Source organism: Streptomyces sp. NPDC014734 (assembly GCF_043083325.1).
Classification (GTDB): domain Bacteria; phylum Actinomycetota; class Actinomycetes; order Streptomycetales; family Streptomycetaceae; genus Streptomyces.
The window spans coordinates 84,460-105,558 of record NZ_JBIBYN010000013.1 but is presented as its reverse complement, the minus strand read 5'-3'; the positions used below and the strand labels follow the sequence as shown (position 1 = coordinate 105,558).

The window sequence follows — 21,099 nt, the reverse complement described above, 5'->3', positions numbered from 1 at the left end:
GGATGTGGCGTACGCCACGTCGTTCGATGCTGGGCGGCATGAGTGACACACCCTCGGTCAAGCAGCAGAGCACCGCCGCCTTCTACGGTCAGGCCGTCGCGTCCTTCGGGGTGGCGATCGCCGCGGTGGCCTTCGGCATCTTCTTCCTGGACGCCGACGCCTGGGTCCGTGGATTCCTCGCGATCGGCGTCCTCTACCTCGTCACCTCCTGCTTCACCCTGGCCAAGGTGGTCCGGGACCGGCAGGAGGCGGGGCAGCTCGTGAGCCGCGTCGACCAGGCCCGGCTGGAGAAGATCCTCGCCGAGCACGACCCCTTCCAGAAGCTCTGAGCCGATCCCGTGCCGCGGGCCCCGGGCGGCACCGGCGCGGGCCCGGAGCCCGGCATGATCCGCGCGCAAGGCCCTAAGCGCTTGCTCAGCTTCGGGGTATGGTGTTCGTCCTGGTGACGAGAGGGGCGAGTGATCATGAGCACGGCGGAGGAGGAGACCGACGGCGACGGTTCGCCGTGGGCCGAGGTGACACCGGAGGCGGCCAGGCGGCTCCTCGTCGCCGCCGTCGACGCCTTCGCCGAGCGCGGCTACCACGCCACCACCACCCGTGACATCGCCGGCCGGGCGGGGATGAGCCCCGCCGCGCTCTACATCCACTACCGGACGAAGGAAGAGCTGCTCCACCGGATCAGCAGGATCGGTCACGACCGCGCCCTGTCCGTGCTCCGGGCCGCGGCCGACGGGGACGGCACCGCCGCCGAGCGGCTGACCGAGGCCGTGCGCTCCTTCGTCCGCTGGCACGCCGAGCGGCACACCACGGCCCGCGTGGTCCAGTACGAGCTCGACGCGCTCGGCGAGGAGCACCGGGCCGAGATCGTCGAGCTGCGCCGCAGGAGCGACGCGGTGGTGCGCCGGATCATCGGCGACGGCGTGCGGACCGGGGAGTTCGACGTCCCCGACGTCCCGGGCACCACGCTCGCGGTGCTCTCGCTCTGCATCGACGTGGCGCGGTGGTTCAACGCGCGGGGCAGCCGGACGCCGGACGAGGTCGGCGAACTCTACGCCGGCCTCGTGCTCCGCATGGTCGCCGCCGAGCGGTAGCGGCGGCCGTTCGCGGCACCCGGTTTGGGGGCGAGCCGCCGGACGGAGTGTCCCGTTCGTGCCGCGCCCGGCGGCGGCCGGGAGCCGCGACGCTCAGAAGTAGTAGCGGGACACCGACTCGGCCACGCACACCGGCTTGTCGCCGCCCTCCCGCTCGACCGTGACGACCGCGGTGACCTGGACACCGCCCCCGGCCTCTTCGACGTCGCGCAGCGCGGCCGTCGCGCGCAGCCGGGAGCCCACGGGCACGATGGAGGGGAAACGGACCTTGTTCGTGCCGTAGTTGATCCCCATCTTCATGCCCTCGACCCGCATGACCTGCGGCACGAGGGCCGGCAGCAGCGAGAGCGTGAGATAGCCGTGCGCGATGGTGGTCCCGAACGGTCCGGTCGCCGCCCGCTCCGGGTCCACGTGGATCCACTGATGGTCACCGGTGGCCTCGGCGAAGAGGTCGATCCTCTTCTGGTCGACCTCCAGCCACTCGCTGTGCCCCAACTGCTCGCCCACCGCGTCGCGCAGCTCCTGCGCGGACGTGAAGATCCTCGGCTCTGCCATGTCCCTGGTTCCTGCCCTTCCCGCTCTCGGCCATCCGGAGTCGTGCGCCCCCGGGCGGGGGTTCCGGCGCGGCGGACGCGCCTCCGCCACGCCCTGACGAGCTGGGGAGCAAGGGAGGGCGGGCTCGCGGCGTCCTGCGGCTCCGCCTCCCGCGTTGCCGCCGGTCGCGAGGACCCCGCCCTCACTCCCTCCGCCGCCTCGGATCAAAGAAGCCGCAGGATGCCGCTCACTGCTCCACCCCTATGGCTCCCCAGCTCGTAAGCGCTTGCTCAGCATGGTTGGCGGGTGCGTCGCTGTCAACGACGGACCGTGTCGGCGGCGGTTCTCGACAACGCCGCCGATGAACGTGGCCCGGGTCGTAGGGTGGGAGGAGTGCCCCAGATTCCACAGACACTTCAGGAACTCACGGTCGGCCAGCTCTCCGCGCGCAGCGGAGCCGCGGTCTCGGCCCTGCACTTCTATGAGGCCAAGGGCCTGATCAGGAGCCGCCGCACCAGCGGCAACCAACGCCGCTACAGCAGGGACGCGCTGCGCAGGGTCGCGTTCGTCCGTGCGGCGCAACGGGTGGGTATTCCGCTCGCCACCATCAGGGACGCCCTTGCCCAGCTCCCCGACGAGCGCACCCCGAACCGTGACGACTGGGCGCGGCTCTCCGCGGCCTGGCGCTCCGAACTGGACGTGAGAATCGCGCAGTTGGGGCTATTGCGGGACCATCTCACCGACTGCATCGGCTGTGGTTGCCTGTCGTTGGAGACCTGTGTGCTCTCCAACCCGAACGATGTGTCCGGCCAGTGGCTCAGCGGATCGCGCCTCCTGCCGGAGCGGCCGACGGCCGACGGCTCGTAGCGCGGCCGGTCGCGGCGGGCCGGCCGTGACGGTCGGTGGCCCGTCCGGCGGCGGTGGCCGGCCCTGAGCACCCGGCCGGGCCGCGATCGCCCCCGGACGTACGGCGTCGTCCGTCACGCCGCCGACGCCAGGTCCCGGCGCCGTGCGTTGCGCGCCCTCGACAGTGCCCCGGTCGTGAGCACCGGGCGCGGGACCAGGATTCCGCACCCCGCGCAGACGGGACCGGCCGGCCGGCCGCACGCCGCGTCCGGCTGCCAGTCGATCTCGGTGCCCGTGCACACCGGGCAGGCGGTGCCCGGCCCCGACTCCAGGGCGTTGATCAGCCGGCCGAGGACCTCGGCGAGCGGGGCCACGGGGTGCACGCGCGGGTCCGCGCAGCGGGCGACCCCGTTCCCGCCCCAGGTGCGCCGGTGCCAGTCGTCGAACGCGGCGGGCCTGCGCAGCCCCGCGTGCTTCTCGCGCCTGCGGCGCGCGGCGAAGGACGCCTCGTAGTCGAGCCAGACGTTCCGCGCCGCCTCCAACTCGTCCAGCGCGCGCACCAGCCGCACCGGATCGGGGGAGCGGTCCTCGGGCTCGATCCCGTGCCGCCTGCACAGATGATCCCAGGTCGCCCGGTGCCCGTAAGGGGCGAACCGCTCCAGGCACTTGCGCAGCGAATACCTTCGCAGCGCCAAGTCGCCCCGCGGATCGCGGACCTGTCTCGCAAGACTTCGGAATCCGGCCATTGCGCCACCACCTCCGTCGCTCGTACTTCGGCGTCACCCGATAGACGAATGGGCACCCGATTCGGATCCCGAGCCGCGCAAGTCTGTCCGGAATGTGAGATGGATCGCCGCGGCGGAAGGCGGGAGCGGCGGCATGTGACGATTCGGAAAAGGTGACTGGTGCTCACCTTACCGACGAGTCATACCGCCAGTAACCTCCGGCCCATCGGCCACTCGGAGGAGCCCGCATGCCCCCACGCACCGTCATGTCCAGAGCCGCCACCGCGGCGGCGGTCCTCGCCCTCGGCACCACCCTGCTGGCCGCGGCGCCCCAGTCCGGCGCCGCGGCGGCGGGGCCTGCCGCCACCGACTACTGCCAGGGACAGTGCGACGACATCCTGCCGCCCGGCGAGAACGGGAACGCCACCCTCGTCGAGATCCTCGGCAACAAGGCGTTCGGCACCCACCCCGCACACAGCGACGACCAACTCGACCGCTACAACGGCCTGGTGGCCGGGCACACCGCCCTCACCGACAAGAAGCTGACCGACTTCTTCAACGACGCCTCGTTCGGCGTCCCCGACAACCAGGTCGAGTCCGTCACCTCGCCGCGCGACGACGTCACCATCACCCGTGACAAGGCCTCCGGCGTCCCGCACATCAAGGGCACCACCCGCTACGGCACCGAGTTCGGCGCCGGATACGCGGCCGGGCAGGACCGGCTGTGGCTGATGGACCTCTTCCGGCACATCGGTCGCGGCGAACTCACCTCGTTCGCGGGCGGCGCGCTCGCCAACCAGGGCCTGGAGCAGCAGTTCTGGCCGCAGGCCCCGTACACCGAGGCGGACCTCGAAGCCCAGGTCGACTACATCCGGACGCACGAGGGTGCCCGCGGCGAACAGGCCATGGCGGACGCACAGGCCTACGTCGACGGCATCAACGCCTACCGCGAGAAGTCCAAGAACGGCCGCTACTTCCCGGGCGAGTACGTGCTCACCGGCAAGATCGACGCCATCACCAACGTCGGCGAGATCAAACCGTTCGAGCTGACCGACCTGATCTCGATCGCCTCCGTGGTCGGCGGTCAGTTCGGCGGCGGTGGCGGCGGGGAGGTGCAGGCGGCGCTCTCGCTGCTCTCCGCCCAGCAGAAGTACGGGGTCGCCGAGGGGACGAAGGTCTGGGAGTCGTTCCGTCAGCGCAACGACCCCGAGACGGTACTGACCGTCCACGACGGCACCGCGTTCCCGTACGCGGGCAAGCCCGACAAGGCCGTCGGCACCGCGCTGCCCGACGCCGGGTCCGTCACGGCCGAACAGCTGATCCACGACCGCACCGGTTCCGCGGGCACCGACCGGAAGACCCCGGTCAAGGCCCCGGCCGCGCTCGAAAAGGCCCAGGGCCTCTTCGACGACGGCGTCATACCCGGGGGATCGCTGCCCGGCTCCGGATCCGGCGCCCAGAAGCGGGGCATGTCCAACGCCCTGCTGGTCTCCGGCAAGCACACGGCGAGCGGGAACCCGATCGCCGTGTTCGGCCCGCAGACCGGGTACTTCGCGCCGCAGCTGATGATGCTCCAGGAGCTCCAGGGCCCCGGCATCAGCGCCCGCGGTGTCTCCTTCGCCGGTGTCGGCATGTACATCCAGATGGGGCGCGGCCAGGACTACGCCTGGAGCGCGACCTCGGCCGGGCAGGACATCACCGACACCTATGCCGTCGAGCTGTGCGAGCCCGACGGATCCGCGCCCACCAAGGAGTCCACGCACTACCTCTACCGGGGCACCTGCACCGCCATGGAGACGCTGGAGCGCACCAACTCCTGGACGCCGACCGTCGCCGACTCCACCGCCAAGGGCTCCTACCGGATGCAGGTCCGGCGCACGAACTACGGCGTCGTGACCCACCGTGCCACCGTGGGCGGCAAGCCCGTCGCGTACACCTCGCTGCGCAGCACCTACCGTCACGAGGCCGACTCGATCATCGGCTTCCAGATGCTCAACGACCCTGACTACGTCACGGACGCCGCCTCGTTCCAGCGCGCGGCGAGCAACATCGACTACGCGTTCAACTGGTTCTACGCCGACTCCCGCACCGCCGCCTACTACAACAGCGGCATGAACCCGGTGCGCGCGGCGGGCGTCGACCCGGCGCTGCCCATCAGGGCCGAGAAGGCCTACGAGTGGAAGGACTTCGACCCGGCCGCCAACACCTCCGCGTACACGCCGTTCGCCGAGCACCCGAACTCCAGCGGCCAGGACTACTACGTCTCCTGGAACAACAAGCAGGCCGAGGGGTACTCCGCCGCCGGCTTCGGCCTCGGCGCGGTGCACCGGGGAGACCTGCTGGACGACCGGGTGGCGAAGCTGGTCGAGGACGGCGGCGTGACCCGGGCCGCGCTGACCCGGGCCATGGCCGAGGCCGCCGTCACCGACCTGCGCGGCGAGCAACTGCTGCCGGAACTGCTGAAGGTGATCCGGTCCGCGCCGGTCACCGACCCCGAGCTGAACGGTGTGGTCCAGCAGCTGGATTCCTGGCGGGCGGCCGGATCGCAGCGCAGGGAGAACAGCGCCGGCTCGCACGCCTACACCTACGCCGACGCGGTACGGATCATGGACGCGTGGTGGCCGGAGCTCGTCGAGGCCGAATTCCGGCCGGGGCTCGGCGACGACCTGTACGGGGCGCTCACCGCCAACCTCGCCACCGACGAGTCCCCGGCGGCCAGCCACGGGCCGAGCGGCGCGCACAGCGGTTCCGCGTTCCAGTACGGCTGGTGGGGCTTCGTGGACAAGGACCTGCGCCAGGTCCTGGGGCAGCAGGTCAAGGGCCCGCTGGCGAGGACCTACTGCGGGGGCGGCGACCTCGCCGGCTGCCGCGACGCGCTGCTGACCTCGCTGAAGCGGGCGGCGGCGAAGCCGGCCGCGGAGGTCTACCCCGGCGACGACAACTGCAAGGCCGGCGACCAGTGGTGCACGGACTCGATCATCCACCGGCCGCTGGGCGGGATCGCGCAGAAGTCCCTGCACTGGCAGAACCGCCCGACCTACCAGCAGGTGGTGGAGTTCCCCGCCCACCGGTAGGCATCACCCCTCCGACGGTGAGGGACGGCATCCGCCGGGCGGGCCCGAATTCCGGGCCCGCCCGGTCCGTCTCACCGGTACTGGAGGTACTTCCTGCGGACGGCCCGGAAGGCGGCGAGATCCTTCGCCCAGGCCGCGACCACCTCGTCCGTGTCCGCCCCGGCGTCGATCATCGTGCGGACCCGGGTGTTGCCGGTGAGCTTGTCGATCCAGTTGTCGGAGCGCCATGCGAACCCGCTCCAGGTCCGCTTCGCCGTCACCAGCAGCCCGATGCCGGTGCGCACCGGATCGAAGGCCGCGCGGTCGTGGACGTGCACCTGCACCCCGCCGACCGTCTTCCCCTCGAACTTGGAGAACGTCGGCGCGAAGTAGGCCTCGCGGAACGCGACCCCCGGAAGCCTCAGCGCGTTCGCCGCGTCCGCCCAGCGGTGGTCGATGCCCTCCGCGCCGAGCAGTTCGAAGGGGCGGGTCGTGCCCCGACCCTCGGAGAGGTTCGTGCCCTCGAACAGGCAGGTGCCGGCGTAGACCAGCGCCGTGTCCGGTGTCGGCATGTTGGGGCTCGGCGGCACCCACGGCAGGCCCGTCGCGTCGAAGAAGTCCGCGCGCCTCCAGCCCGACATCTTCACGATCCGCAGGTCCACCGGCCGGGCGAGGAACTCCTCGTTGAACAGCAGCGCCAGTTCGGTGACCGTCATGCCGTGCGCCTGCGCGATCTCGCGGCGGCCCACGAATGTGGCGAACGCCGGATCGAGGACCGGCCCCAGCGCCGCCCGGCCGGTCACCGGGTTCGGCCGGTCCAGCACCACGAAGCGCTTGCCCGCGAGCGCCGCCGCCTCCATGCAGTCGTACAGGGTCCAGATGTACGTGTAGAAGCGGGCTCCCGCGTCCTGGATGTCGAAGACGACCGTGTCCACGCCGGACGCGGTGAACACGTCGGCGAGCGGCTGTCCGCTCTTCAGGTACGTGTCGTAGACCGGCAGCCCGGTCGCCGGATCGTCGTACCGCCCCTCCGAACCTCCCGCCTGCGCGGTGCCGCGGAAGCCGTGCTCGGGGCCGAAGACCGCGATCAGGTTCACCCGGTCGTCGGGGTGCATCACGTCGACGATGTGCCGCACGTCGGAGGTGATCCCCGTCGGGTTGGTGACCACTCCGACCTTCTGGCCCCTCAGCAGCCGGTAGCCGTCCTCGGCGAGCCGGTCGAAGCCGGTGCGGACCCGGCCGTTCCCGTTGCCGTGCCCCCTGCCGGGCGTCGGCGCGGCGGCCGCGCTCCCGCTCCCGGCGGCCGACGCCGCGAGGGCGCCCACCGCGCCGCCGGCGGCCAGCAAACCACGTCTGGACAGGCTCATTCGGCTACCTCCATGATCGCGCCGTCTGTCATGGTCACGCACGCTAGCGCGCGATCACTCCCCGCGGAACGATCCGGACGCGGTGGGTGTGACGGACCCGAACGGTGCGACGGGTGCGACGGACGCGCGGGACGCGGCGGGTACGAGGGGGCGGGGCGGGTGCGGGGGATGCGGCGGGCGCGAGGGCTCCGCGTATGCCGGACGCGCTGGAGCGGCCCGGGAGTACAGCGTGAACTTGCCCATGAGACAAGGTTGTTGCCGTCATCGGGCCTCGGCATGATGGATGCCGCGCACCACGATCCGCCGTCGGCCGCGGTCTCGCCGCGATGAGGCCCGGCCGGGGCTCATGCCGCGATATGGCGTTGGTCGTCCACTCGCGCCGCCGCCTGCGTCGCGCGGAGACGTTCGACAGGATCAGGACGGAAGCATGTCAGGAGAGATTGCGCCCACCGGGAAGCGTTCCGGCCCCGGCTCGTCGTCCGAGCTGCGAGCCTCGCATGCCGACCGGGACCGGGTGGTGGATGTGCTGCGTATCGCGGCGGGGGACGGCCTGCTGACCGTGGACGAGCTGGACGAGCGCGTGGAAACCGCCCTGTCGGCGCGGACCCTGAGCGAACTCGCCACGCTCACCGCCGACCTGCCGCCCGCATCGGCCACGGTCGGTACGGCCGGAGCGGAGGTCAAGGACGTGGTCCGGATCAAACAGGTCCACAGCGGCGCGGTCGAGCGGGTGGGGCGCTGGGTGGTACCGCGGAGGCTGGAACTCGCGTTGACGTTCTGCGCGGTGACGCTTGACTTCACCGACGCGGTGATCACGCACGACACCTTGCAGATCGACGTGGACATGGCGGGGAAGACCCTGACGCTGGTCACGAGGCCGGGCGTCGTCGTCGACACCGACGGTCTGCAGCTGGCGCACAGCAGGGTCACGAACCGTCAGGCTCCGACGGATCCCGACACGCCGGTCATTCTGCGGGTGGAGCTGGTCGGACGGAAGGCCTACGGCCGCGTGGTGGTGCGGCCCCCGCGCCGGACGTTCGGTCAGTGGCTGCTGCGCGGGCCCGCGTCTCCCCCTGCGGGGAACTGACTCCCCCAGGGCCCTCCCGCCGGGGATCGCCGGACGGCCCTCGGCCCGCGAACCCGAGCGACCCGGACCGCTCGGGCCTCGACGGCAAACGCCCGCTCTTCGCCGCGACCGGTCGGGTGCCGTGCGGCGGCCGTCCCGGTCGGCGGTCTTCCCGGGGACGCCTCCCGGGCGCGCCGGCAGACTCCCCCGGGAGGCGCCGGTCTCTTCCGCTCCCACATACCGACTGGTTAGTCTGCCGGGGGAAGCGGCTGAGAGAGGCGGGACGGATGGGTGACACGGTGCAGGGCGCGGGAGTGGTGGTCACGGGGGCCGGAGGCGGCATCGGCGCCGCACTCGCCCGCCGGTTCGCGGCCGGGGGAGCGCGGGTCGTGGTGAACGACCTCGACGCGGCCCGGACCGAGGCACTCGCCGCGGAGATCGGGGCCGTCGCGGTCGTCGGTGACGCCTCCCTGACCCTGGACGCCGCCCGGGACGCGCTGGACGGCCGCGTCGACGTCTACTGCGCCAACGCCGGCCTCGCCTCGCCCGGCGACGTCTTCGCCGACGAGGACGTCTGGGCCGCCGCCTGGGACGTCAACGTCATGGCCCATGTCCGGGCGGCCAGGGCGCTGCTGCCCGACTGGCTGGAGCGCGGCGGTGGCCGGTTCGTCTCGACCGCCTCGGCCGCCGGGCTGCTGACCATGATCGGCGCCGCGCCGTACAGCGTGACCAAGCACGGTGTCGTCGCCTTCGCCGAATGGCTCTCCCTCACCTACGGACACCGCGGGATCAAGGTGCACGCCGTCTGCCCGCAGGGGGTGCGCACCGACATGCTCACCGCCGCCGGATCGGCCGGTGAGCTCGTCCTCGTCCCCGGCGCGATCGAGCCGGAGGCGGTCGCCGACGCACTCCTCGACGCCATGGCGGAGGACCGCTTCCTCGTGCTGCCGCACCCCGAGGTCGCCGGGTTCTACCGCGCCCGTGCCCAGGACACCGACCGCTGGCTCGGCGGCATGAACCGCCTCCAGCGCGCCTGGGAGAGGAACGGCGCTTGAGCGGGCCGACGGCCTCACCGGCCCCGCCCTCCCACCCCGACACCACCCCGAACACCTCTTCCCCCTCCGGGTGATCTCCTCCGTCGGCGCACCGCCGCCCCGGCGGCCCCGCCCGGCGCACGCCCCCGGTCACCGGCCGCTCCCCGGGCCACCGCCACCGCGTTCCCGGACGGCACGCCCGCGCGCGGGGGCGAGATCCTGGCCGAACCCCCGAGGGCGGCGAGTGGGAAGATCCTCGGGCGGGAACCGCGTTCCCGTCGACAGACCGCGTACTCGATCCCACGCACGGCGGCGGACCGTGCACAGCCGGAAGGAAGGTGGCGGCCATGGCCAAGGCGAAGCACGGGGAACCGGAGGAACCGGCCCCCGTGCCCCGGCGACTGCTGGCCGCCGCCACCCGGCTCTTCGCCGAGCGGGGCTACGACCGGACCTCGGTCCAGGAGATCGTCGAGGCGGCGGGCGTCACCAAGGGCGCGCTGTACCACTACTTCGGTTCCAAGGAGGACCTCCTCCAGGAGGTCTACGCCCGGGTGCTCCGGCTCCAGCAGGAGCGCCTCGACGCCTTCGCCGGAGCCGACGACCCGGTCGAGAAGCGGCTGCGCGACGCCGCCGCGGACGTGGTCGTCACCACCATCGAGAACCTCGACGACGCCTCGATCTTCTTCCGCTCCATGCACCACCTGAGCCCGGAGAAGAACAAGCAGGTCCGGGCGGCGCGGCGCCGCTACCACGAGGGCTTCCGCGCCCTGGTCGAGGAGGGCCAGCGCAGCGGGGTGTTCTCCACCGCCACCCCGGCGGACCTGATCGTCGACTACCACTTCGGCTCCGTCCACCACCTGTCCACCTGGTACCGGCCCGACGGCCCGCTCAGCCGACAGCAGGTGGCCGACCACCTGGCGGACCTGCTGCTGCGCGCGCTGCGACCGTAGGTTCCGCGTCGGCCGCGGCCCCGTCCCGGCCGCCGGCCGCCGGGAAAGCGGCGGCAGCCCGCCGAACCTCCTGTTGGACCGGTCGCCGCTGCCGGGCGAAGCTGGATCCATGCCCCACCTCCAGCCCTCCGCGCGCGTCCCCGCCCTGTGGGCCGCGGCGTACGGGCCGAGCCGCGCGCCGGCCGTACGGCTCCTCGCCCGGTGCCTGCTGCGGTTGCGCGCCTTCGCCCGCGACCTGGCGCTCGCGGACCACGCGCCGTTCGGCGGCTACTGAGGACACCGGGCCGACGCCGGGGACGGGCGGTGCGCTCGTCGCGGGCCCGCGCCCCGGCACGAAACCGTTGGCGACGCCGGGAGCGCCGTCGTTAGCATCCGGTGGTGAGGACGCCGACCGACACACAGATCCACGACGCCGTACGCCGCGTCGACGCCGACCGCCTGTCCGGGCTCCTTGACACCGGGCACCGCGAACCCGCCGTGCTCGGACGCCTGATCCGGCACGAGGACCCGGCCCTTCGCGGGCCGGGACTGGTACTGCTCGACGAGCACGTCACGTCCGGCGGCCCGTTCGACGAGGCGGAGGGGGAACGACTCGCCGCCCTGCTGCCCGCAACGCTGACGGGACAACCGGAGTCGGACCTGCTCCTTGCCGGACTGTACGAGCGCCTCGCCCCCTACCTGCGCGACCGCCCCCGCCCGGCATGGCGCACGGCCGACCCGCCGGCCCGGGTGAGGATCGCGTGGCTGCGCGCCGACCTCCTCCACGACCCGTCCCTGATCCGGGACGAGCCCCGCGGCGAACTCCTCTACCAGGCGATACGCGACACGGACCTCACCCGCGCGCCCCGGCCCGCCCGGCTGGTGGACGAACTCGCCGGGAGCGGCGACCCGGTGCTCCGGGCCGAGGCGCTGCGGCTCGCCCGTCGAGGACTGCGCGCCGGGCTCCTGGCACCCGCCCGGGTCCGGCGCACACTCACCGCCCTGCTCGGCGCGGACGACGACCCGGTCGTCACCGACGCCCTGCGCGAACTCGCCGAGCCCTGGGCGGCGACGGAACCCCTGCCACCGCGACACCTGGCCCCGTTCCTCGCCGCCGGCCCACCGCACCCCCGGCCCGGGACGGCCGACGCCGCCCTGCTGGCCGCCGCACGCCACGGCCACCAGGACCTGCTGTGGCGCGCCCTCGACACCCCGGAACTCGCACCGGGAACGCGCCGACGGGCGATGGAACTGCTCGGCGAATCGGCGGACCGCGACGCCGTCGGCGCGCTGACGGCGCTCGCCGCGAGCGATCCGCTGCTCCTCGGCGGACCCGCAGTGACCTGCCTGCGCGGTCTCCACCGGCGCGGGCACTTCGTGACCGGGCCGCACGTACCGGCGGTCATCGGCCTGGCCCTGGCCGACCACGCGATCCCGGCCGACGAGGTGACGACGATCCTGTACACCTGCCGGGAGGAGGCGCTGCGGGAACTGACGGACGCGGCCCCCGGCGCCCTCTCCTGGCCGCGACGGCTCGACCTGCTGGTGTCGCTGGCACGACAGGGCGTGGGCGAACTCCCGGTCGGGGCGGCGATCACCCGGCTGCTCCCGTCGGCCCCCGCCCCCGGCCCGTTCCTGCACGCGATCCGCGCACTGCGCCACACCCGGGCGGAGGAGGCCGTGCTCGCACTGCTGCCCTCGGCCCCCGCCCCGGCCCTGGACGCGCTGGAGGCCATCGGCGGAAAGCGCACGGTGCGGGTGCTGCGCGCCGCCCTGGGCCCGGCCGGGGCCCCGGCCGCACCCCACCTGCGCGCCGTACGACACCGCGCCGTCGAACTGCTCTGGCAGCTGACCACCGACCCGGAACAACGGCAGGACCTGCTGACCCGGCTCGACCCGCTCGACCTGCCGCCCCGCGTGGCGGCCGGGCTCGGCGGTCCCGACGAACGGGAACTCGCCCTGCTGAGCGCCCGCCCGGACCGGGGCGACCCGGTGGCGGCCCTGTGCCGGACGGCCGCCCACGGCACGGCGGGCTCCCTGCCGGCCGTCGCCGACCTGCTGCTGCGCGTGGTCGCCGATGCGGCGGACGCCCGGGAACATCCCCCGGTCCCCGGGGCCCGGGGCACCGCGTGGCCGGGCGGCCCGGCCGGAACGCACGCCGCGGACCGGCCGGGCGCCGAGCCGGTGGTGCCCCGGAACGTCCTGGACGCCGTCCACGGCCTCGGCCGCCGACTGTACGAACGGGGCGCGATCCGGCCGGTCTGCCTGCTCGACGCGGCGGACGCGGAACAGGCGGGCCACGCCCTCGTCGCGACCACGGTCCTGGACCTGCTGGACCGGCCCGGGCTCACCGACCCGGAACGGGCGATCCTGCTCGAAGCACTGCTCGGAGCACCCTGGCCCGGTACCCGTTCCCGGGTCCACCGGCTGCTGCGCCACCGCGACCGGCACGTGCGCAAGCACGTCATCGCCCTGCTCGCCCGCGACAGCACCGGCGAGGACGCACAGGCGCTGTCCGCCTCCCTGATCGCGCTGACCGGCGCCGGGGACATCCAGACCGTCCGGCAGGCCCTGCTGGCCCTGGGGCACGCCGAGGCCCACTGGGCGTCCGGGGCGATCGCCGCCCGCCTCGACCACCCGAACATGAACATCCGGAAGACCGCCGCCCGGGCACTGGCCCGGGCGGGCACACCGGAGGCCGTGCCCCGCCTCCTGCACCGGCTCGGGCACCACGACAACCCCGGGCTGCGCGACTCGCTGGTCGCCGCCCTGCGCGCCGTCCTCGGCGACGCGTACGCCGCGACCCTCCTCGCCGCCGCGGAGCGGGCCCCGGACGACCGGACCCGCACCCTGCTCCTGGAAGGGCTCCACGGCACCCTCGCGTCAGGCGCCGTCCTCGCCCTGGACGACCAGGAGTCCCCGGTGGCGGCGCCCCTGCTCGCACTGGTGGCGGCCGGCCGTGTGGCCCTGGCCTCCGGAACGGTGGCGGAGCTGGCGGCGGCCCTGGCCCGGCACGGAATCGCCGCCCCGGCCGGCGCCGACGGGCCGCCGACGGACGACACCGCCGAACCCGACGTCGCGGCGCTGGTGGCGCGCGGCTGGGACTCCGCGACCGCGCTGCGCCTCGCCGGGCGCTCCGGCGCGCTCGGTGCCGGGCAACGTGAGCGACTGCGCCCCCTGCTCGGCGACTGGCTCCGGCTGGCCGCCGCGCGACCCGCGTCCCGGTCGCACGTGGTGCGGCTGGTGCTGCGCGTCTGCCCCGCGCCCCGGACGGCCGACGAACGCGTGGTGTGCGCCCGGTCCCTGCCGGTCCTGCTCGACGCGCTCGCCGTCGCGCGGGACGAGCACCGGCACGATCTGATCGCGCTGCTCGAAGAGGTCGCGCCGACACTGCCGGCGGTCCGCGGCCCGGCCGCCGTCGCCGCGGTACGGGCCCTGCGCCCGGCGCCCGCGACACCGCACCGCTCCACGCTGACGCTGCTGCGCCGCCTCGGCGCCGTACTGCTGCGCACCGACCTCGACCACGCGCTCGCGTCGGCCCGGCTCGGCGGCGACCCCTGGGACGCCGTGACCGCGGTGCTCCGCGAGGCGTTCGGAACGCCGGAACCCGCGGCGGCGTCCGCCGCACCCCCGTCCGCCGGACTCCGCGCCTGGCGGGAGGCGTTGCGCGACGCGGTCCGCGGTCCGGACGCGCTGGCGGAGTTCCGGCGGCGCGACGACGGCGCGGTCGGCTCGCGGGAGCGCCTTGCCGCGCTGATCGACGCCCACCACGGCGCCGGCCCCGGGATCCGGGACGCCCTGCTCGACTGGATGGAGGCGCTCCAGCCGCTCGACGCGCCGCCCTGGACCCTCGCCGAGACCGCCCGCACCCCCGCCCCGGAACCCCGGCGGATCCGCCCCGACGACCTCGATCAGCCCCGCTCCGCGCCGCTGCGGAAACGCCTGCTGGCCATGCTGGAATCACCCGCCGCCGACCGCAGGGAGACCGCCGCCCGAGCCCTGGCGACCTGGCCCGGCCACCGGGAGCGGCTGCCGGTGCTGCGCGCGTTCCTCCGCGGACGCGTCGACCTGCCCGTCGAAGCCCGCCTCGCCCACCTGCTGACCTCCATGGAACCGGCGGAACTGAGCGGCGACGACATCCTGCGCGAACGGGTGGCCCGCGTGGCCCGGAAGCTCGATGCGACGGACCGGGAGGGGCTGGTGCCGCTGCTGCTGGAATGGTGGGAGCAGGCCCCGGCCGCGGAGCGGCCCGCGCTCGCCGACACCCTGAGAGCCCATCCCGCCGACGCCCTCGCCGAGTTCGTCCAGGAACGGTTCGCCGCCGGAGCCCGTGGCTGCCTCGACCTGATCCTCGACAGAGAGCTGCTGCGCACCCCCGCGCTGACCCGCACCCGCGAGCGGCTGCGCGCCGAAGGACACGACGCGCTCGCGGACCGGCTCGTGCTCGTCGACGGCCCGCTGCGCGGCCCGGACGCCGCCCGGCGGGACGCGGCGGCGCGCGAGGCCCCGCGCGCCCCGCTCCCCGCGGCGCCCGCGCCAAGACCGCACCGCCCGTCCCGGCGCGCACTGCTGGACCTGGCCCGCACCGGAAGCCAGGAACAGGCATGCCGGGCGCTGACGGAACTCGCCGAGACGCACCCGGGCCCGGAACCGGACCGGGACCCCGCCCTGCGCGCCCTGCTCGACGAACTGCTGCGCCACCCCCGGGCCAGGGTCCGGTTGCGCGCCCACCGGACCTCACGCGCGATGCTGGACCGCGACACCCACCTGGGCCACACCGCGCTGCTGCTGGACGACCCCCGGCCCGATGTGACACGCATGGCCGTCCGCACGCTCTGCCGGGCGGGCTGGGCGCCCGCCGCCCCGGCCGTGACGGCACTGCTCACGCATTCCCACCCCGTCGTGCGCGGGGCGGCCGCCGAAGGACTCGCCGCCCTGGGCGAGGCGGCGGTCCCGGCCCTGCGCCGGGCCGCCGACCACGCCCGTCCCGACCGGCGCGCCCGCTACACCTCCGTGCTCGACCGGATCACCGCCGAACGGGCCCCGGAGCCGCCCGACGACTGAGGACACGCCCCCCGGGCCCGGGCCCGACAGTCCCGGACCGGGGGCGCGCCGTCCCGCGGGCCTACAGGTACCGCTTGATCTCGCGCCGGGCCAACGAGCGCTGGTGCACCTCGTCCGGCCCGTCGGCCAGGCGCAGCGTCCGGGCCGCCGCCCACAGTTCGGCAAGCGGGAAGTCCTGGCTCACCCCGCCCGCTCCGTGCAGCTGCACCGCCCGGTCGAGGATGTCCACCACCGCGCGCGGGGTGGCGATCTTGATGGCCTGGATCTCCGTGTGAGCGCCCCGGTTGCCGACCGTGTCCATCAGCCACGCCGTCTTCAGCACCAGCAGCCGCAACTGCTCCACCGTGACCCGCGCGTCGGCGATCCAGTCCTGCACGACGCCCTGCTGGGCGAGCGGCCTCCCGAAGGCCGTCCTGGACACGGAACGCCGGCACATCAGCTCGATCGCCCGCTCCGCCATCCCGATCAGCCGCATGCAGTGGTGGATGCGGCCCGGTCCCAGCCGCGCCTGGGCGATGGCGAAACCACCGCCCTCCTCGCCGATCAGGTTCGCGGCGGGCACCCGCACGTCGGTGAACACCACCTCGGCGTGGCCGCCGTGGTCATGGTCCTCGTAGCCGTACACCCGCATGGCGCGCCGTACTTCGAGGCCGGGGGTGTCGCGCGGGACCAGGATCATCGACTGCTGGCGGCGGACGTCGGCGCCCTCGGGGTCGGTCTTCCCCATCACGATGAAGATCCGGCAGTCCGGGTTCATCGCGCCGGAGATGTACCACTTGCGGCCGTTGATGACGTAGTCACCGCCGTCGCGCACGATCCGGGTCTCGATGTTGGTCGCGTCCGACGACGCCACGTCGGGTTCCGTCATGGCGAACGCCGAGCGGATCTCCCCGGCGAGCAACGGCTCCAGCCACCGCTTCTTCTGCTCGTCGTCGCCGAACTGGTGGAGCACCTCCATGTTCCCGGTGTCCGGGGCCGCGCAGTTGACCGCGGTCGGCGCGAGCTGCGGCGAGCGGCCGGTGATCTCGGCGAGCGGGGCGTACTGGAGGTTGGTCAGCCCGGCCCCGTACTCGGCGTCGGGGAGGAAGAGGTTCCACAGCCCCTGCCGCCGCGCCTCGGCCTTCAGGTCCTCGACGACCCGCGGCGTGTCCCACGGGGAGGCGAGCCGCGCGCGCTGCTCCTCGGCGATCCGCTCGGCCGGGTGGACGTGCTCGTCCATGAAAGCGAGGAGCCTGCCGCGCAGTTCCTCGGTGCGCGCGTCGAATGCGAAGTCCATGGGGTCAGCCTTCCTGGAGGGCGGTGAGGCCGTGTTCGATGAAGACGGGGACGAGGTCGCCGATCCGTTCGAAGCCGGCGCCGAGGGTCCGGCCGAGGGTGTAGCGGTAGTGGATGCCCTCCAGGATCACGGCAAGCTTGAACCAGGCGAACGCCGTGTACCAGGAGAGGGCGGAGGTGTCCCGGCCGGAGCGGGCGGCGTAGCGCCCGATCAGTTCGGCGGGGGAGGGATGGCCGGGCGCGCCGCTGGTGGTGGAGACCGGGGAGTCCGCCAGGCCGAGATCGGAGCTGTACATCACCAGCAGACCGAGGTCGGTCAGCGGGTCGCCGAGCGTCGACATCTCCCAGTCGAGGACGGCCCTGATCCGGTCGTCCGGGCCGATCAGCACGTTGTCCAGGCGGTAGTCGCCGTGCACGACGGTCGGTGCGGGCGAGTCGGGCAGCGTGCGGCCGAGCGCGGCGTGCAGTTCGTCGATGCCGGGCAGTTCGCGGTCGCGGGAGGCGTCGAGCTGCTTGCCCCAGCGGCGCAGTTGCCGTTCGAGGAAGCCCTCGGGCCGGCCGAAGTCGCCGAGCCCGACGGTCCGCGGGTCCACGGCGTGCAGGTCGACGAGGGTGTCGACGAGTCCGAGGACGGCCGCCCGGGTGCGGGCGGCACCCAGCGGGGCGAGCTGTTCGGCGGTGCGGTACGGGGTGCCCTCGACGTACTCCATGACGTAGAAGGGCGACCCGATCACCGAGTCGTCCTCGCAGAGCAGCACCGGTTCGGGCACCGGAACCGCCGTCGGGTGGAGGGCGCTGATGACCCGGTGCTCGCGCCCCATGTCGTGGGCGGTGGCCAGTACGTGACCCAGTGGGGGCCTGCGGACGACCCAGCGTCCGGAGCCGTCCGTCACGAGGTACGTGAGATTCGAGCGGCCGCCCTCGACGAGCCGGGCTTCGAGTGGTCCGTTCACCAGGCCCGGCAGTTCGTGGTCGAGATGCCCGCGCAGGCGGTCGAGGTCGAGACCTGGCGGGTGGACTGGGCTCATCGTGCGCACCTCCGGGCTGAGAGACGGTTGGAGTTCATGATGCCGACCAGTCGGTATGTCGTCCAGTGGGCTCCCGGAATCCGGTCCGGACCGGGGCGCGCGCCCCGATCCCGCGGGCTCAGAACACCATGGCGGCGGCGAACACCGCGAGCGCGATCACGCACGCCGCCGCGGCCAGCGCACCCCGGGCCGGGAGCGGACCCGGCCGCGCGGCGCCCAGACCGAGTACCCGCCGGTGCGCCACCAGCAGGAAGCCCAGCCAGGCGGTCGCGCTCAGGGCCACGGCGCCGAGCGCGACCGGCCCCGCCCCGCCGTTCAGTGCCTGCCGGACCGCGAGCAGCGCCGCCACCGTGCAGGACAGCGTGGTGCGTCGCCAGGCCAGTCTGGTCCGCTCGGGCTGCAGCCCGGGGTCGCGCGGACCGGACGTCACCGGCCCTCCCAGCCGAAGAAGACCACCAGCACCATCGCGACGGCGACGACGGCCACCGCGAGACCGAGCAGCGTCGGGAATCTGGAGACCGGCAGGTCCTCGCCGCGCCGCATCGCCCGTTCGCACCGCACCCAGTGGTTGATGGCCCGCAGCGCGCAGAGCACACCGGCCGCCAGCAGCGCCAGCGCCAGTCCGGCCCGGACCGCCCACACCAGCTCCGGGAGGAACTGGTCGACAGCGAAACCGCCGCCGATCAACGCGAGAGCGGTCCGGATCCAGGCGAGGAACGTCCGCTCGTTGGCGAGCGAGAACCGGTAGTCGGGGGTGTCGCCCTCCTCGCGGACCCGCTGCGGCGCGAACCACAGCCGCACCCCTCGTACGAATTCGTTCACTCCTGAAACCTGCCCTCGTTCGTCGCGCCGTGCCGCCACCCGTGTCCGCCGCCGGGCCGGTGCCTCCCGGCGTGCGTCCGGCGGACGCGGCGGACCCGGTGTGTTCGTCGTCCGCGGGCGCGCCGCCCGGCCGCCCGTCGCCGCCCGGGCTCAGTGGGCCGGGCCGCCCGCCCGGTGGGAGCGCAGCCGGTGGTAGGTCTCCAGACCGTCCGGCACCCAATCCCAGTCGCCGAGCCGGCGTTCCAGCTCCGCGTCGGTGAGGAAGGTGTGCCAGGCGACCTCCTCGGCCTGCGGGTTCACCGGCAGTTCGCACCGTACCTGGTAGACGCGGCTCCACCAGGAGTGCTCGGCGCTCTCGTAGAGGAACGTGAACAGCGGCTCGGGGCGGGGCAGCCCGCGCACCCCCAGCTCCTCCTCGGCCTCCCGCAGCGCCGCCTCGTCGTACGACTCGCCGGCCCCGACCACCCCGCCGACGAACATGTCGTAGCGGGACGGGAAGACCAGCTTGGTGGGGGTGCGGCGGTGCACGAAGAGCCTCCCCGAGGCGTCCCGGGCCTCGATGAAGACACAGCGATGACGCAGGCCCCGCGCGGTCGCCTCACCGCGCGGGGCCTGCCCCACGACCACGTCGTTCTCGTCGACGATGTCAAGGATCTCTTCCGAGGGAGTCATGCCCCTCATCCAACATCAGACCACCGACGGCGCTCACTGCCCCATGACGTACTTGACGGTCGGGCCGGTGGTCCAGCCGCCGTCCACCGCCAGCTCGGCGCCGGTGACGTACGAGGCCGCGTCCGAGAGCAGGAAGACCACGGCCTCCGCGATCTCCCGGGCCTCGCCGACCCGGCCCATCGGGGTGTTCGGGTAGTTGCCCTCCCCCGGCTGGATGCCGGTGGACGCGGTCATCGGCGTGTAGACCATGCCGGGGTGGACGGAGTTCACCCGTATCCCGGCCGTGCCCAGCTCCACCGCGCCGACCTTGGTGAGCCCGCGCACGCCCCACTTCGAGGCGCCGTAGCTGGAGGTCAGGGCGAGGCCCATCAGCCCCGCGGCCGAGGAGATGTTGACGATCGAACCGCCTCCGTTCTCCCGCATCACCGGGATCACGGTCCGCATGCCGATGAAGACGCCCGTCAGGTTGATGTCGATCACCTTGCGGAAGTGCTCGACCGTCTCCGTCTCCAGCGGCTGGCCGGTCGATATGCCGGCGTTGTTGACGAGGCCGTCGATCCGTCCGAACTCGGCGACGGCGAACTCCGCCACGCGTTGCCAGTCCTGCTCGGAGGTCACGTCGTGGTGCAGGAAGCGGGCGTTCGGCCCGAGCCCGGCGGCGGTGGCGGCGCCCTCGTCGTCGAGCACATCGGTGATCACCACCCGGGCGCCTCCCGCCACGGCGAGGCGGGCGGCCTCGGCGCCCAGGCCCCGGGCGCCGCCGGTGATGACGACGGTCCTGCCGTCGAGCTTGCTGGTTTCGGTCATGGCACTGTCCTTCGTGTGGTGCGGGTGGTTCACGCGCTGCCCGGCACGGGTGCGTGCAGGAACGCGGTGGTGGTCCCGACGAGGTCGGCGAGGAAGAACTCCTCGCCGGTGAGCGGCCGGGTGCCGTCGAGACCCTGGCGGGCGCGGTCGGCGAGCGCCGCGCCGATCAGGGTGAGCGCCAGGTCCATGCGCTCCAGGCGCACCGGTTCGGGCAGTGCGCCCAGACGGTCCCCGACACGGCCGATCAGCCGCCCGTAGGCGGTGCCGTCCAGGGCGGGGTGCGGCCGGCCGGTCCGCAGCCCCGTCTCATGGCTGAGCTGCGCCGAGATCCGCAGGCAGCGACGGCCGCGGTCGTCGGCGAGCAGACTCGCCTCGGCCGTCACCAGCGCGGTCAGGAGCTCCCGTACGCCGCAGTCCGGACCCAGTCCGTCCAGCAGCGGCGCGACCACCCGTTCGGTACGGGCCTGGCGTCCCTCCATCACCGCGTCGAGCAGTCCCGCACGGGAGCCGAAGTGGTACTGGACCGCGGAGGGGTTGGCCTGTCCGGCCAGCCGGACGATGTCCCGCAGCTGCGCGCCGTCGGTTCCCTGCGCGGCGAAGATCTCCTCGGCCGCGCGGATCAGCTTGTCCCTGGTCTCTTGTCCTGACGTTCTCGTCACGCCGATACTTTAATGCTGGCCATTATTAATAGCCAGGGCGGGTGGGTCCATGTGACCGGAAAGACGCCGCACCGTCCCGGGCGGCGGGGCGTGGGCGCGGGGTGCCGACGCGGTGTCCGGGATCGGG

At 73.7% G+C, this 21,099-nt stretch carries 19 protein-coding genes; 9 read left to right on the top strand and 10 right to left on the bottom strand.

Annotated elements, in window-relative coordinates:
* Positions 1–38 precede the first annotated feature (38 nt).
* Complete coding sequence (locus tag ACF1CT_RS21470) at positions 39–329, top strand: YiaA/YiaB family inner membrane protein (RefSeq protein ID WP_391785500.1); 291 nt, start codon at positions 39–41, stop codon at positions 327–329.
* Between the two features lie 135 nt (positions 330–464).
* Positions 465–1,091, top strand: coding sequence for a TetR/AcrR family transcriptional regulator (locus ACF1CT_RS21465; RefSeq protein WP_391785499.1), 627 nt, complete (start codon positions 465–467; stop codon positions 1,089–1,091).
* A gap of 93 nt (positions 1,092–1,184) precedes the next feature.
* Here ACF1CT_RS21465 and ACF1CT_RS21460 read toward each other — a convergent pair whose 3' ends face one another.
* On the bottom strand, positions 1,185–1,646 hold the full coding sequence (locus ACF1CT_RS21460; RefSeq protein ID WP_391785498.1) for a MaoC family dehydratase: 462 nt from the start codon (positions 1,644–1,646) through the stop codon (positions 1,185–1,187).
* Positions 1,647–2,018: 372 nt separating this feature from the next.
* Between ACF1CT_RS21460 and soxR the strand changes: the two genes are divergently transcribed.
* A complete protein-coding gene (gene soxR, locus ACF1CT_RS21455; RefSeq protein ID WP_391785497.1) occupies positions 2,019–2,492 on the top strand; it encodes a redox-sensitive transcriptional activator SoxR in 474 nt (157 codons plus the stop codon).
* A gap of 113 nt (positions 2,493–2,605) precedes the next feature.
* Here the strand turns inward: soxR and ACF1CT_RS21450 are convergent, their stop codons facing one another.
* Positions 2,606–3,217 carry a hypothetical protein gene (locus ACF1CT_RS21450; protein ID WP_391785496.1) on the bottom strand — a complete coding sequence of 204 codons (612 nt, stop codon included), beginning with the start codon at positions 3,215–3,217 and terminating at the stop codon, positions 2,606–2,608.
* Between the two features lie 227 nt (positions 3,218–3,444).
* Between ACF1CT_RS21450 and ACF1CT_RS21445 the strand changes: the two genes are divergently transcribed.
* Positions 3,445–6,270, top strand: a complete 2,826-nt coding sequence (locus ACF1CT_RS21445; RefSeq protein WP_391785495.1) for a penicillin acylase family protein — start codon at positions 3,445–3,447, stop codon at positions 6,268–6,270.
* 71 nt (positions 6,271–6,341) lie between these two features.
* Here the strand turns inward: ACF1CT_RS21445 and ACF1CT_RS21440 are convergent, their stop codons facing one another.
* A complete protein-coding gene (locus ACF1CT_RS21440; RefSeq protein ID WP_391785494.1) occupies positions 6,342–7,616 on the bottom strand; it encodes an exo-beta-N-acetylmuramidase NamZ domain-containing protein in 1,275 nt (424 codons plus the stop codon).
* 427 nt (positions 7,617–8,043) lie between these two features.
* On the opposite strand from ACF1CT_RS21440, the gene ACF1CT_RS21435 reads away from it, so the two are divergent.
* From ACF1CT_RS21435 to ACF1CT_RS21415, 5 genes are all read left to right on the top strand, one after another.
* Positions 8,044–8,703 carry a DUF1707 domain-containing protein gene (locus ACF1CT_RS21435; protein WP_391785493.1) on the top strand — a complete coding sequence of 220 codons (660 nt, stop codon included), beginning with the start codon at positions 8,044–8,046 and terminating at the stop codon, positions 8,701–8,703.
* A 266-nt stretch (positions 8,704–8,969) separates the two neighbouring features.
* Positions 8,970–9,737 carry an SDR family oxidoreductase gene (locus tag ACF1CT_RS21430; RefSeq protein WP_391785492.1) on the top strand — a complete coding sequence of 256 codons (768 nt, stop codon included), beginning with the start codon at positions 8,970–8,972 and terminating at the stop codon, positions 9,735–9,737.
* A gap of 326 nt (positions 9,738–10,063) precedes the next feature.
* Entirely contained in the window at positions 10,064–10,666 is a 603-nt protein-coding gene (locus ACF1CT_RS21425) for a TetR/AcrR family transcriptional regulator (RefSeq protein WP_391785491.1), read from the top strand.
* 109 nt (positions 10,667–10,775) lie between these two features.
* Positions 10,776–10,940 carry a hypothetical protein gene (locus ACF1CT_RS21420; protein ID WP_391785490.1) on the top strand — a complete coding sequence of 55 codons (165 nt, stop codon included), beginning with the start codon at positions 10,776–10,778 and terminating at the stop codon, positions 10,938–10,940.
* Between the two features lie 104 nt (positions 10,941–11,044).
* Positions 11,045–15,709 (top strand): HEAT repeat domain-containing protein, encoded by a 4,665-nt coding sequence (locus tag ACF1CT_RS21415; RefSeq protein ID WP_391785489.1) that lies wholly within the window; start codon positions 11,045–11,047, stop codon positions 15,707–15,709.
* Positions 15,710–15,770: 61 nt separating this feature from the next.
* Here ACF1CT_RS21415 and ACF1CT_RS21410 read toward each other — a convergent pair whose 3' ends face one another.
* The 7 genes from ACF1CT_RS21410 to ACF1CT_RS21380 all read right to left on the bottom strand — a co-directional run bounded on the left by ACF1CT_RS21410 (position 15,771) and on the right by ACF1CT_RS21380 (position 20,972).
* Positions 15,771–16,985 (bottom strand): acyl-CoA dehydrogenase family protein, encoded by a 1,215-nt coding sequence (locus ACF1CT_RS21410; RefSeq protein WP_391785488.1) that lies wholly within the window; start codon positions 16,983–16,985, stop codon positions 15,771–15,773.
* A 4-nt stretch (positions 16,986–16,989) separates the two neighbouring features.
* Positions 16,990–18,012, bottom strand: coding sequence for a phosphotransferase family protein (locus ACF1CT_RS21405; protein WP_391785487.1), 1,023 nt, complete (start codon positions 18,010–18,012; stop codon positions 16,990–16,992).
* A gap of 118 nt (positions 18,013–18,130) precedes the next feature.
* Positions 18,131–18,442 (bottom strand): DUF202 domain-containing protein, encoded by a 312-nt coding sequence (locus ACF1CT_RS21400; RefSeq protein ID WP_391785486.1) that lies wholly within the window; start codon positions 18,440–18,442, stop codon positions 18,131–18,133.
* On the bottom strand, positions 18,439–18,834 hold the full coding sequence (locus ACF1CT_RS21395; RefSeq protein WP_391785485.1) for a YidH family protein: 396 nt from the start codon (positions 18,832–18,834) through the stop codon (positions 18,439–18,441). The genes ACF1CT_RS21400 and ACF1CT_RS21395 overlap by 4 nt, the downstream gene beginning before the upstream one ends.
* Positions 18,835–18,984: 150 nt before the next feature.
* Positions 18,985–19,506: an NUDIX domain-containing protein gene (locus ACF1CT_RS21390; RefSeq protein ID WP_391785484.1), complete on the bottom strand. Its 522-nt coding sequence runs from the start codon at positions 19,504–19,506 to the stop codon at positions 18,985–18,987.
* 33 nt (positions 19,507–19,539) lie between these two features.
* Positions 19,540–20,313, bottom strand: coding sequence for a glucose 1-dehydrogenase (locus ACF1CT_RS21385; RefSeq protein ID WP_391785483.1), 774 nt, complete (start codon positions 20,311–20,313; stop codon positions 19,540–19,542).
* 29 nt (positions 20,314–20,342) lie between these two features.
* Positions 20,343–20,972 (bottom strand): TetR/AcrR family transcriptional regulator, encoded by a 630-nt coding sequence (locus ACF1CT_RS21380; RefSeq protein WP_391785482.1) that lies wholly within the window; start codon positions 20,970–20,972, stop codon positions 20,343–20,345.
* Positions 20,973–21,099: the final 127 nt, after the last annotated feature.